Source organism: Aquimarina sp. I32.4, assembly GCF_002924285.1.
In the GTDB taxonomy this organism is placed as follows: Bacteria; Bacteroidota; Bacteroidia; order Flavobacteriales; family Flavobacteriaceae; genus Aquimarina.
Genome location: NZ_PGUB01000002.1, coordinates 99,159 through 112,714 on the forward strand (window position 1 = coordinate 99,159; position 13,556 = coordinate 112,714).

The 13,556-nt window shown below is 32.8% G+C and carries 9 protein-coding genes and 1 pseudogene; all 10 read left to right on the forward strand.

The features are described 5' to 3' along the window. Positions 1–20: 20 nt before the first annotated feature. Complete coding sequence (locus CVD18_RS00895) at positions 21–2,207, forward strand: glutamine synthetase III (protein ID WP_103863564.1); 2,187 nt, start codon at positions 21–23, stop codon at positions 2,205–2,207. A gap of 338 nt (positions 2,208–2,545) precedes the next feature. After that, positions 2,546–4,069, forward strand: a complete 1,524-nt coding sequence (locus CVD18_RS00900) for a hypothetical protein (protein WP_103863565.1) — start codon at positions 2,546–2,548, stop codon at positions 4,067–4,069. A 96-nt stretch (positions 4,070–4,165) separates the two neighbouring features. Beyond that, positions 4,166–4,690, forward strand: a complete 525-nt coding sequence (locus CVD18_RS00905; protein ID WP_103863566.1) for a hypothetical protein — start codon at positions 4,166–4,168, stop codon at positions 4,688–4,690. Positions 4,691–4,709: 19 nt separating this feature from the next. Then, on the forward strand, positions 4,710–5,435 hold the full coding sequence (locus tag CVD18_RS00910) for a CsgE family curli-type amyloid fiber assembly protein (RefSeq protein ID WP_103863567.1): 726 nt from the start codon (positions 4,710–4,712) through the stop codon (positions 5,433–5,435). Between the two features lie 8 nt (positions 5,436–5,443). Beyond that, complete coding sequence (locus CVD18_RS00915) at positions 5,444–5,851, forward strand: curli production assembly/transport component CsgF (protein ID WP_103863568.1); 408 nt, start codon at positions 5,444–5,446, stop codon at positions 5,849–5,851. A 7-nt stretch (positions 5,852–5,858) separates the two neighbouring features. Beyond that, the gene (locus CVD18_RS00920; protein ID WP_103863569.1) at positions 5,859–7,337 is read left to right on the forward strand and encodes a CsgG/HfaB family protein; all 1,479 of its coding nucleotides are present in this window, start codon (positions 5,859–5,861) and stop codon (positions 7,335–7,337) included. 40 nt (positions 7,338–7,377) lie between these two features. After that, positions 7,378–8,865 (forward strand): carboxypeptidase regulatory-like domain-containing protein, encoded by a 1,488-nt coding sequence (locus CVD18_RS00925; RefSeq protein ID WP_103863570.1) that lies wholly within the window; start codon positions 7,378–7,380, stop codon positions 8,863–8,865. A gap of 140 nt (positions 8,866–9,005) precedes the next feature. Then, positions 9,006–10,184: an AIR synthase related protein gene (locus CVD18_RS00930; RefSeq protein WP_103863571.1), complete on the forward strand. Its 1,179-nt coding sequence runs from the start codon at positions 9,006–9,008 to the stop codon at positions 10,182–10,184. Between the two features lie 69 nt (positions 10,185–10,253). Further along, complete coding sequence (locus CVD18_RS00935) at positions 10,254–12,902, forward strand: WG repeat-containing protein (protein ID WP_158250360.1); 2,649 nt, start codon at positions 10,254–10,256, stop codon at positions 12,900–12,902. 156 nt (positions 12,903–13,058) lie between these two features. Continuing rightward, a pseudogene (locus tag CVD18_RS00940) lies at positions 13,059–13,556 on the forward strand (hypothetical protein); the annotation flags it as partial.

Consider the following 13,556-nt stretch of genomic DNA (forward strand, 5'->3'; position numbering starts at 1 on the left):
GTGTAAAAACTTAATTAATTATGTCAACACTTAGATTTCAAGCTCTAAAAGAGACCTTACATCGTGAACCTGTATTAGTTACAGAAGATGAACGACGATCTGCGTTGTTTGGTGAAAATGTTTTTGATCAAACGACCATGCTTCAGTACCTAACAAAAGATGCTTATAATAGTGTGATGGATGCAATAGAACACGGTTCTAAGATTGATCGTAAGATTGCTGATCAAATTTCATCTGCAATGAAGGAGTGGGCGCTTTCTAAAGGAGTAACTCATTATACCCATTGGTTTCAGCCACTTACAGGAGCGACAGCGGAAAAGCATGATGCTTTTTTTGAAACTATTGGTAATGGGCAAGCAATAGAAAAATTTGGAGGAGGTCAATTAGTTCAACAAGAACCAGATGCATCTTCTTTTCCTAATGGAGGTATTCGTAATACGTTTGAAGCTAGGGGGTATACCGCATGGGATCCTACTTCTCCTGCCTTTATTTATGGCACAACTCTTTCTATTCCTACCGTTTTTGTTGCATATACAGGAGAAGCACTAGATTATAAAACACCTTTGTTGAGAGCTTTGCAGGCAGTTGATAATGCAGCTACAGCGGTAGCAAAATATTTTGATAAAAATGTAAAAAAAGTAAATGCCTCTTTAGGATGGGAACAAGAGTATTTCTTGATTGATAGTGCGTTGGCATACTCAAGACCTGATATTGTGATGACAGGTAGAACACTACTAGGTCATTCTCCTGCAAAAGGCCAGCAATTAGATGATCATTATTTTGGAAGCATTCCTACCAGAGCCTTGGATTATATGAGAGATCTGGAAACAGAATGTATGTTGCTTGGTATTCCTGTGAAAACACGTCATAATGAAGTAGCTCCTAATCAATTTGAGCTAGCTCCTATTTATGAAGAGACAAATTTAGCCGTTGATCACAATTCTTTACTTATGGATGTGATGGATAAAGTTGCTACTCGCCATAATTTAAAGGTTTTATTACATGAGAAACCTTTTGCAGGAGTAAATGGATCAGGGAAACATAATAACTGGTCGCTGGCAACCAATACAGGGGTTAATTTATTAGGGCCAGGAAAGACTCCTATGAGTAATCTGCAATTTTTAACATTTTTTATTAATACAATCAAAGCAATTAATGAAAATGAAGAATTAATGAGAGCTGGTATTGCGTCTGCTAGTAATGATCATCGTTTGGGTGCTAATGAAGCCCCTCCTGCAATTATGTCGGTGTTTATAGGAGAACAATTGACAGCAGTGCTGAAAGAATTAGAAGGAGTGACAGATGGTAAATTATCTCCACAAGAGAAAACAGATTTAAAATTAAATGTTGTAGGGAAAATACCAGAGATATTACTAGACAATACAGATCGTAATAGAACTTCTCCTTTTGCCTTTACAGGAAACAAATTTGAGTTCAGAGCAGTAGGTTCAAAAGCAAACTGTGCAAACCCGATGACAATACTTAATACAATAGTTGCAAAACAACTAGTTGATTTTAAGATAGAAGTTGATGCATTAATTGATAAAAAAGGACTCAAAAAAGATGAAGCAATTTTTAATGTATTAAGAGAATATATCAAACAATCCAAAAATATTCTTTTTGAAGGAAATGGATATGGTGAAGAATGGGAAAAAGAAGCAAAAAAGAGAGGGTTAAGTAATAATAAAACCACTCCTGAAGCTTTAAAAGCAAAGATATCTAAAAAGAACGTGAAGCTTTTTGAAGAGATGGGAGTGATGAATAAGATAGAAGCAGAAGCTCGATATGAAATAGAAGTAGAAGAATATGTGATGAGAATTCAAATAGAAGGCCGAGTTCTTGGAGATATTGCAAGAAACCATGTAATTCCAACAGCAATACGTTATCAAAACATGCTGATAAATAATGTTTCTGGATTAAAAGAATTATATGGTAAAGATTTTAAAAAATATGCCAAGGAGCAAATGGAGATTATAGAAGAGATTTCTGAACATATTGGAAAAATCAATACAAAAGTTAATGAAATGACTGAGGCTCGAAAAAAAGCTAATAAACTTGACGACCTAGAGAAAAAAGCTTCAAGTTATTGTGACAAAGTGAAGCCTTTGTTTGATGAAATTCGGTATAGCTGTGATAAGTTAGAATTATTGATTGATGATGAATTATGGCCATTAACCAAATATAGAGAGTTATTGTTTACTAGATAAAAGCGTAAGAATTAACTTACTAACTCTTTTTGGGAAATAATTTAACAAAAAGTTAACTATTCCTGAAGCCTTTAAAACCCATAGAAAAATGTTTTTCTATGGGTTTTTTGTATGTATTTCATCGAATAATTGAAAAATTCATAATAATAGCTTAATATTTTGCTAAATTTGATAGTATCAAAATGGTCGTCATACTTTTGATACACCCCTTTATAAGTCCCAAAATATATTTTTACTTAAAGTAAGATAAAAGATTAGATATTTTCTAGTCTTAGTTAACTCTTATGCTGTAATTTTTAAAGAATAACTCAATTTAATCACTTTAATATATATCACATATGAAAAAACTAGTTTTTGGCCTGGTAACTTTATTAAGTACTACGGCAATGGTCGCACAATCAAATAATAGTAATGTTAATCAGACAGGAGATGATAATGGAGCAAACATTGTACAAATAGGGGATTCTAATAGTTCTTTAACGGTACAAGAAGGTACAGCAAATTCAGCTGAAGCTATTCAAGGGAGTACTTTGTTTAATTCTAATAATGGAATTGTAGAACAATCACAAACAGGGGACAAAAATTCGGCATTTGCACAACATGAAGAGTCGGGTAACCAAGTGTATCAAGTTCAGGTAGGTAATGGTAACTCTGCCAGTGCTACTCAGAATTTACAATATTTTGGAGGAGGTAATATCACAGAACAGCTTCAAGAAGGAGATAAGAATGAAGCTACTGTATCTCAAGAAGGAGAAACCAATGTTGCAAACCAAGCTCAGTATGGTAATGGTAACTCTGCATCAGCAGAACAGTTGGGGGTAGATAACTATAGCGAATTGGCGCAAGAAGGTAATCTTAATATATCTACTATAATTCAACAAGGTGATAATAACCTCTCTTCACAATCTCAAGTAGGAGACGCTAATATTGCTACAGCAGAGCAATGGGGTACTAATAATTCTTTGAGCCAAGATCAACAAGGAGGAGGAAATAATGCAAATTCTGTACAAGGAAGTAGTGTTTTTGATTCTAGAGGAGGAATAGTAGAACAAGTTCAGGTAGGGGATGAAAATGATGCCTTTGCCAATCATGAAGAAGATGATAATACAATTCTTCAAAGCCAAACAGGAGATGCAAACAGAGCGAATGCAACACAGAATTTAGGATCTTTTGGAGGGAATAATTTTGCCATACAAATACAAGAAGGTAGTGCAAATCTAGCAGAAGTATCGCAAAATGGGACAAGTAATATCTCTGATCAAGCTCAATCAGGAGAACAAAACACTGCTTCAGGAGAACAATCAGGAGCAGATAATGTATTGGTTCAAGATCAATCAGGATTTGGTAATGTTGCAACTTCTGAGCAAGGAGGGTTTTTCTTTACATCAAGAGGAGGGTATGTAAATCAGTACCAGTCTGGTGATGATAATAATGCCTATGCTAGACATGAAGAAGACAATAATACAATACAACAAGCGCAATTAGGAGATAGAAACAATGCCTCTGCTACTCAAAATATTTTGTTTGTAGGAGGAGAAAATACAGTTTCTCAAATCCAAATAGGAACAGGTAATGTTGCAGAAGCTACGCAAGAAGGATATTCTGATTTAAATTTAGGAGGAGAGAGTAACTTAACAAGCCAAATTCAATTTGGAGATGAAAATACTGCAATTTCTTCTCAAAATGGAGTAGGGAATGTAAGTGATATACTACAGTTCGGAACTATGAACGTAGCAGAAGATACTCAATTTGGAACTGGGAATATGACAAATGTAACTCAATCAGGAGATATGAATGCTAGTGTAATTTTACAAACAGGAACTAATAATATGGCAGAAGTAGTTCAAAGCGGTTCTAAATAAAAAAATAGATTTTATTTAATAAACTTAACGTCAGGATAAGAGTTGTGCTCAATTATTGAGTGTAACTCTTATCTTGATTTCTTAAAACCCTTAAAAATGAATAAAATCATCGTTATACAGTTGGTCATGTTTTTTTCTTTTTCCTCCTTTTTTGCTATTCATGCACAAGAGGTAAAAGAAGAAGGACAATTTTTGACTACTAATCAAGATAAGTTTATTGCAATATCTCAAGTCAATGACGTATTATCTCAAAATGATAGAAATAAGACATCAGTTGTTACAGGAAATAATGTAGTTTTTATTCAACAAATAGGAATAGATAACACAGTATTTTCTAATGTTGTAGCAGAATCTTCGGATATTCGTATAATTCAAAAAGGAGATCATAATAAGATAGATATTAATGAATCAGCAAGAACGATTGAAAAAGTAATTTCTCAAACAGGAACTAATAATTCTGTAATAGATTTTTCTTTTAATTCTGATATAGCAACAAAACTAGAACTTCTTCAAGAAGGGAATGACCTTATTTTTGAACGATTTGGTAGTAATGAATTATCTAAAAATTTGAAGTTTAAAATGTCTGGTGATGCCAGAACGATAATAGTTAGAAGTTTTTAATAACAAAGGAAGATTTAGTATGAAGTTTAAGCTTGTCATACTTACACTATTTTTTTTTCAAATAGTAACAGCTCAGTACACAAATACTGATGTAGTTGCTAAGATCAAAACACAAACCATTGGTGATATAATTGCTGTTGTAGGAACGGCTACAAACACTACAGAAGTTAATAAGAGCCTAAAATATATCGTCTCTGTTTTTAAGACAAATATCAATAATAATATATCCAAAAATAAACAAGAAGGAAGGTTTACATTAGAAGCCAATGAAGGAAAAGAACTCTCAAAAGGAGTGATAAATGTAGATGAGACCAGTAAAATAGTAGTGCTTTTATTAATCTATGAAGAAGATGTAATTATAGGTAAAGATAGATTGGTTTTTAATGAAGGAGCAACCAATAAACAACTACAGAAAGAAGAGAGTTCAACTGAGGATGGTATAGAATTAAAAGGAATAGTTATAGAAGAAACAAAGACTAAGCCTGGAAGAGATTTTTATGAATTCTTTTTCAATATGTACTCAAATAATCAAATAAACGGGAGTAAAGTTGTAGGTATTTATGAAAAATTAAGCTTTGGGCGTAGCACAATCATCCAGGTAAAAATAGAAGATAGCGTTATTCATGAATTTTTAGGAAAACCAGATTTAGAATATTTAGAACACATGTCAAAAGTTTCAATAAGAAAAGTATATAAATATTTCAAAGATTTAAAAAAACAGAAGAACAATATCTTTCAGTATTAAAATAATATATGAAATCAGTTATAATTACATTTTTTGTTATGTGCTCCATTACCAGTTTTTCTTTTGGGCAAAATTTGGTATACAAGCCTGTCAACCCCGCTTTTGGAGGAGATACATTTAATTATCAATGGCTTCTTAGTTCTGCAGAAGCTCAGAATGAATTTACAGACGGTAGTGACTCATCTAGAGATCAAAGGTCAGACATAGAGAGGTTTACAGAGAATTTAAATAGCCAGTTATTAAATCAAATATCAAGGACTTTATTTACCGAACAGTTTGGAGAAGAAGGACTCACAGAAGGAACCTTTAGTTTTGGAACACTATTCGTAGAAATTTTCCCATCAGGAGAAGGATTGGTAATTAATATTTTAGATACAAATACAGGAGATCAGTCCCAAGTAATAATTCCTAATTAATTTTTTAATGCATCATAAGTTTTATAGAATATTTACAGCAATATCTTGTGCAATTTTATTATCGGGATGTGGCGCATATTTTAATCAGCCTATTACTATAGAAAGCGCTCGAATTGGAGAAGATACAGAAGTAACAAAAACCTTAAGAGATTTCCCATCACCAAAAGACCCCGTTGTGGTAGGAGTTTATAAATTCAGAGATCAGACTGGGCAATACAAACCAACAGAAGCAGGAAGCACATTTAGTACAGCAGTCACTCAAGGAGCTACCACAATTTTGATCAAAGCACTAGAAGATTCTAAGTGGTTTGTACCCATAGAAAGAGAGAATTTGAGCAATTTGCTTAATGAACGTAATATTATACGCTCTACCAGAAAAGAGTACAGAAAAAATAAAAACCCTAATGAACCACAATTGCCTCCTTTGTTGTATGCAGGGATTATTCTAGAAGGAGGAATTGTTTCTTATGACTCCAATATTATTACAGGAGGATTAGGAGCAAGGTATTTTGGAGTAGGGGGGTCTACTCAATATAGACAAGATAGAATAACAATTTATTTAAGAGCTGTTTCAACCTCTAGCGGTAAAATATTGAAAACAGTATATATATCCAAAACGATATTGTCACAAGCACTAGATGCAAATTTCTTTAGATATGTACGATTTAAGAAATTATTGGAGGCAGAAACAGGTTTTACAAAAAATGAACCAGCACAAATGGCTGTATCAGAAGCAATAGAAAAAGCTGTAGAATCATTAATTGTAGAAGGAATTGAAGACAAATTATGGGCTGTTAATGCTGAGCCCAAAGAAATAGATGCGCTAGTAGAAAAGTATAATGAAGAAAAAGAAGAAGCGCAAAATACAGCATTATACGATAGGTATTTTAAAGAAAGAAGATCCAAAGCATCTGTTTTTATAAAAGGAGGAACAGCATTGATGAGTGGCGATCTTAATAAACCAGAATACACTTATGCAACAGAAATAGGAGCAAGATGGTATTTTAATCCATATCTCAATGTCAATGCAAGTGCGCATAAATTTGAACTCACTAACCAAAACTCATTCTCACAAGGATTCAATGCATTTGAGCTTAACACAGAATTGAGTTTATTGCCTTTTGAAAAACTATCACCTTTTATGTATGGTGGAATTGGAGTGGTTAATAATGACGATTTTGAGACCACTTTATTTAAGTTGCAATATGGAGTAGGAATAGAATATTTGATATCAGATAAGGTAGGTGTTTCAGTAAATGCAGTACATAACTTAGTGCTCAGCGATGAATTAGATGGAGTAGTACAAGGAAAAAGGGATGATCAATACTTTAATTTTTCATTAGGAGTTAATTGGTATTTTGGGAGCAGCAAGATGAAGACAGATAGAAAAAATAGACAACAAGAAAAAAAGAAAAATCAAGAATTGCATAAGTTGAAGAAGAGAAATAGAAGTGTAAGAAAAAATACAATCAAAAATAATCAATAGTAAATTCTATTTAGTGCAAGAAAACAATACAAATAAACAGATGAAAGAGTTAATCATAAAAATAATAGCTGTCTTTGTAATTTTAATTACCGTTTCATGTAGTGAAGACACTATTGATTTAGAAGGTTTAGGTGCTGTAAAAGGAAAAGTAGTAAAAGTAGGAACCAATGAACCTATAGAGAATGTGAAAATTTCAACAAACCCCTCTTCAAGTACAGTTTTTACAGATAAAGATGGAGTATATCAATTAAATGATGTTCCCTCAGGAGAATACTCCTTATCGGCACAAAAAGAAGGCTTATTAGCAATTTTTGAAGGAATTACTGTGATTGCCAATAGTGAGTTAGAAGTTGTGTTAGAAATGGATATAGCAACAGCAACCAATCGTGCCCCTGCTGCAGCAATATTATCAACACCAATAGATAACGCTATAGATCAACCAGTAGAAGTAAAGTTAGTTTGGAGTGGTAGTGATCCCGATGATGATGCACTGACTTATAAACTAAGTTTGAGAAATGAAGAAAATACCACAGAAGAAGTATTTGAAAATATTACAGACACAACATATACTATTTCAGGATTATCATATAGTACAAAATACTTTTGGCAAGTAAGTACAGATGATGATATTAATGAACCAGTAAATAGTACAGTTTTTGCTTTTGAGACAGAGCCAGCACCCAATAATAGGATTATTTATACCAGATTAGTTGATGGTAATAGTGTGATTTATTCTGCAGATGAGAGTGGAGGTACAGAAATAGCACTTACTGCAATCTCAAAAAATAGCTTTAGACCCAGAAGAAATACAGCAAATGGTAAAATTGCATTTTTACAATCTGTTGGCTCGCAAATCCATTTGTTTGTGATGAATGAAGATGGTTCAGATGTAAAACAAGTAACCTCTACAGTTGGCGTCTCAGGGTTTAATCTTGAAGAGATTGATTTTTCTTGGGATGGCAATGGAGCAAAACTATTGTTTCCTAATCAAAATAAATTATATAGCATAAATATAGATGGAAGTGGCTTGAGCCTAATTTATCAAACTACAGGAGATCTGATAACAGAAGTTGATAAAAATGAAAGCACAGGAATTATTGTGTTAAAAACCAGTAATTTAGATGGGTATGCAGTGCAGGTTTTTACTATTGATGAGGTAGGAACAGTACAAGACGTTGTGCTTACAGGTATTTCTGGAGCTGTAGGAAGTATTAATTTATCTGTAGATGGAACCAAATTATTGTATAGCCACGACATATCAGGTTCAGAAAATGTAAACTACAGACAATTAGATACACATATGTTTATCTATGATTTTGGAACGACTACAAGTACAGATTTATCTACAGATAAAACCGCAGGAACCAATGATCTAGATGCTAGATTTTCTCCTAACGAAGCTAGTGTGATTTATGTAAATACCTCTAATGACGGTATTTCAGAAAGAATTATACAAACGGTATCTATTCTAGATTTAGATGGAAGAACTGTTTTATTAGAAAAAGCATCTATGCCAGACTGGGAGTGATTTTGTAAAGACGTATACTACTCAAAGAACGTCGCCTTGTTTAGTAATTTTTAGAGATGAATTTTTGAAGTATAATTCATACAACGTAATTCGCAATTCGTAATTAATTAAATTATCTTTGCGCTCTAATTTTCAATATCATGAGCGAAGAAGTAAGTAAACGCTACGCGCAACGTGGGGTTTCTGCATCAAAAGAAGATGTACATAGTGCTATTAAGAATATAGATAAAGGATTGTTTCCAAAGGCCTTTTGTAAGATTGTTCCTGATTACCTTACCAGTGATGAAGAATATTGTCTTATCATGCATGCAGATGGGGCTGGAACCAAATCCTCTTTGGCATACATGTACTGGAAAGAAACAGGTGATGTTTCTGTATGGAAAGGAATAGCACAAGATGCACTAATCATGAATATTGATGACCTATTATGTGTAGGCGCTACAGATAATATTATGCTTTCTTCTACCATAGGAAGAAACAAAAACCTAATTCCAGGAGAGGTAATTTCGGCAATTATAAATGGAACAGAAGAATTACTTATCGAGCTTAAAAATTTTGGAGTAGAGATTCATTCTACTGGGGGAGAAACTGCCGATGTAGGAGATTTGGTACGAACAATTATTGTGGATTCTACCGTAACTGCTCGTATGAAACGTAAAGACGTAATTGATAATGCAAACATAAAAGAAGGCGATGTCATTGTAGGATTGGCTTCTTTTGGCCAAGCTAGTTATGAAAAAGAATATAATGGAGGAATGGGAAGTAATGGGTTGACCTCTGCCCGTCACGATGTATTCAATAAAACCCTTGCAGAAAAGTATCCAGAAAGTTTTGACCCATCAGTTCCTACTGACCTGGTATATTCTGGTAAAACAAATCTAACTGATGAGGTTACAGAATCTCCTATAGATGCAGGTAAATTGGTGTTGTCACCAACAAGAACCTATGCGCCAATAATCAAAAAAATACTATCGCAATACGATAGCAAAACGATACATGGGATGGTACACTGTAGTGGTGGTGCACAAACCAAGATTCTACATTTTATAGACAATCTGCATATCGTAAAAGATAATTTATTTGATGTTCCACCTTTATTTAAATTAATTCAGGAAAATTCTGGAACAGACTGGAAAGAAATGTACCAAGTATTCAATATGGGCCACCGTATGGAGCTATACGTCTCTCCAGAAATAGCAGAAGATATTATCTCAATTTCTAAAAGCTTTAATGTAGATGCTCAGATAGTAGGACGTGTAGAAGCTTCTGATAGTAAAAAACTTACCATAAATAGTGAGTTTGGAGTGTTTGAATATTAATAAGATATATACTTTGTACAAATGAGAATTGCTAAGATTATTTTTTTTGGTAAGATATTGTGTTTCTTAATGTTTTGTAACTCTTATGCTCAAACCATAGATGAAAACAATTTTGAAGAGAGTATTAAAAACGAACTTACAAAGAAATACTTATTTGTTTCTACATTAGAAAATGGCTTTGCAAGAGTAGAAAACAAAAATCATAAAGAAGGTTTTGTTAATAAGGAAGGAGTCGAGGTTGTTCCTGTAATTTATGATGCTGTGCGACCATTTTCTCAAGGATTAGCGCAGGTAAAAAAGAATAATTTATGGGGTTTTATAAATACAGAAGGAAAAGAGGTAATCCCGTTTAAATACACTAGAACCGAGAAGTTTAAAGGGAATACAACTGTAGCACAAAACAAAAAGGGGATTTTTGTTATCGATCAACAAGGAAAGATTAAGTATACCATCAAAGACCAGTTACCAAACTTCTTGACTGTGTTTGATGATGAATATATCTATTTTGAAAATGGCTTCTATGGAATAAAAGATTTTGAAGGCAAAATTATAGAACAACCTATATATGACAGATATTACATATCCAATAAAAATGTTCTTTTTTTAGAAAGACATCAGAAAAATTATATCTATAACATACGTATAAATAAGAGATCTACTGTAGCTTTTGATAAAGTAAGAACATGGAGAGATGATAATAAAATCTTTGTAGAAAATGCAGGAAAATCAGGAGTAGTTTCAGATACTTTTCAAATCATAGTACCTATAGAGTTTGATTATGTGAGAAACAATGATGATAACACAATTTTTGATGGACGAAAAGGTGAAAAATCTGTTTTTTTTGATGAAAATGGAAAGGTAATTTCAGAATGTACGCTTAGAGATTCAATTTTTTTAGAAAATGGACTAATTCGAATTGTAACCATAGACGACTTTGAAGGAGTACTTTCAAAAACAGGAAAGTTGATCATACCGTTACAATATGAATTTATCTCATTGAAGAATGATAGGATCATTGCAGAAAAAAAGAATAAAAAAGGGTATGATGTTTTTACTATTGAAGGAAAAAAAATTAAAACCTTTAATGCAAACCATCTAAGTTTTCAAGATGGGATTTATATGATAAGTCAAGGTTCAAAATGGACTGTTTTTAATACAGATTTTAGTTTGGTTTCCTCAGAAAAATTCGAAGACGTTAAAATCTTTAATAAAAATCTTATAGGTGTTAAAAGCAAAACCACTTGGAAATTGATTAATGCGCAAGGAAAAACAATTAATACCACGTTATATGAAGACCTATTACAAAATAAAATAGGATTTTTGGTTGCAAAAAAAGAAGGGAAATGGGGATTGTTGGATTATGAGGGTAAGAACATACAGCCCTTTATTTTCGATAAGGTAGAATATGGGAATAAAAAACATGTTCCAGTAAAAAAAGATGATAAATACTCCTTTGTTAATTCTAAAGGAGAATTGCAAAGCGATTTTATTTTTGATCATGCACCTAGATTTGATAGGTATAAAGGTTGGTTAAGTAGCTTTAGTAGTGATCAAAAGTATGGAGTGGTAGATACACTTGCAAATACACTAATATCTAATAGTTATGATAAGAGGGTAAAGATCATTGAGCCTAATGAATTTTACAAAGTAGAAAAAGAAGGATTACAAGGAATTGTTGGCAAAAAAGAAACAGAAATTATACCAACAATCTATAAAAAAGTATCTTATTTTAGAGATCAAGGAAAATACTTTTTCGTAGTAAAAAATAGAGAAGGTAAGTACGGGATTTATAGTTCAGAAGGAACTCTAATTCTAAAACCAGAGTATGGTCCAATCCATACGTATCAAAATGCATATCAGGGAATTATAGTAGTAAGAAAAGAGAGGAAAGAGTTTTTATTTGATCTCCATAAAGAAAAAATAAGTGGAGGCCCCTATGATTATGTGACAATGATCGCTGGTAAAAAAATATTTTCGATTAAAAATGATGATAAATATACGTTATTTGATGCTGTACGTATGAAAGAACTTTCCTCTGTTAAGTATAACTATATTGGAGAATTTCTATTTGATATAACCCCTGCAGTAAAGAATGGTAAAGGAGGTTTTATTGATGAAAAGGGAAAAGAAGTAATCCCGTTTATTTATGATAAAGTATCTAATTTTTCCAAAGGAATTGCCAGTGTAAAAAAAGAGGGGAAGTACGGATACATCGATAAAGAAAATAATGTAGTAATCCCGATTATTTTTGATAGAATAAAACATTATCCTTCAAAACATGACAATGGCAGCATTATTACAGTAATAAAAGATCAGAAATATGGATTATATGATGTGTCAGGAAAAGAAATAGTGGCTCCAAAATATCAGTTTATATCTAGATTTAATGAAGGATATGCAACTTTTAAAGAAAACGATAAATACGGAGTATTCGACTTTACAGGAAAAATAGTATTGCCTCCTAAGTATTATAGTCTTAACAATTTTCATGAAGGACTAGCTGTATATGCGCAAAATGCTTATACCTATGGATATATCAATAGTAAAGGAGAAGAAGTGATCCCAGCCAAGTTTAATTATGCAAAAGACTTTAAGAACGGACAGGCAGAAGTAAAGCTAAAAGGTAAAAAAGTAATGATCGACACAGAAGGGGTACCATTAAACAATGATGGGATAGAGATAGAAGAGGTAGAAATAGAAGAAGAAACTATAGATTAGTAGGCTACTTAGCAATTTTAGAATACTTCTCTTTTAGCAACTTTAATTTAGGATCAATATATTTTTTGCAAAAGGGTTTTTCTGGATTATTAGAATAATAAAGCTATATTCTATAATACGACTTAACTAGTTATCTTTGTTTTAAAACAAGTGCAAATGGTACCAGAATCTTTCACAGAATTTTTCAAAAGCCTAGATGAATCGGGTCGTGAGACCGTAATTAGGGAGCTATTATCTATGGTCGATCCTTCAGAGCCTGACTTGTATACTGTTCATTCCGAGGTGCAACAAATCCAGTCACTACATTGCCCTAATTGTCAAGACATCGATATCCGTGCAAATGGCAAGGCTAATGGTGTGCAACGTTATTTTTGTAAATCGTGCAAGAAGTATTTTAGGGAAACTACAGGTAAAGTTACTTTTGGTTTAAAAAAGGGGAACTTGCTTAGTGTTTATTTGTACCATATGCTATTAGGCAATTCGATAAAGAAATGTGCTGAACAGACAGGTATCTGTCTCCAAACTTCATTTGACTGGCGGCATAAGATATTAAGTGCCTTTGAAGGGGCTGTTCCTAATGGTTTTGAAGGTATTGTAGAGAGTGATGATATTTTCTTTCTTGAATCTGGCAAAGGAAACAGGGAATTACCTATA

Excerpts from the sequence above, each read along its gene's own strand:
- CVD18_RS00915 (WP_103863568.1), top strand. The coding sequence starts at position 5,444 with ATGAAATCAGTTATAATTACATTTTTTGTTATGTGCTCCATTACCAGT.
- CVD18_RS00900 (WP_103863565.1), top strand. The coding sequence starts at position 2,546 with ATGAAAAAACTAGTTTTTGGCCTGGTAACTTTATTAAGTACTACGGCA.
- CVD18_RS00920 (WP_103863569.1), top strand. The coding sequence starts at position 5,859 with ATGCATCATAAGTTTTATAGAATATTTACAGCAATATCTTGTGCAATT.
- CVD18_RS00935 (WP_158250360.1), top strand. The coding sequence starts at position 10,254 with ATGTTTTGTAACTCTTATGCTCAAACCATAGATGAAAACAATTTTGAA.
- CVD18_RS00925 (WP_103863570.1), top strand. The coding sequence starts at position 7,378 with ATGAAAGAGTTAATCATAAAAATAATAGCTGTCTTTGTAATTTTAATT.
- CVD18_RS00905 (WP_103863566.1), top strand. The coding sequence starts at position 4,166 with ATGAATAAAATCATCGTTATACAGTTGGTCATGTTTTTTTCTTTTTCC.
- CVD18_RS00895 (WP_103863564.1), top strand. The coding sequence starts at position 21 with ATGTCAACACTTAGATTTCAAGCTCTAAAAGAGACCTTACATCGTGAA.
- CVD18_RS00930 (WP_103863571.1), top strand. The coding sequence starts at position 9,006 with ATGAGCGAAGAAGTAAGTAAACGCTACGCGCAACGTGGGGTTTCTGCA.
- CVD18_RS00910 (WP_103863567.1), top strand. The coding sequence starts at position 4,710 with ATGAAGTTTAAGCTTGTCATACTTACACTATTTTTTTTTCAAATAGTA.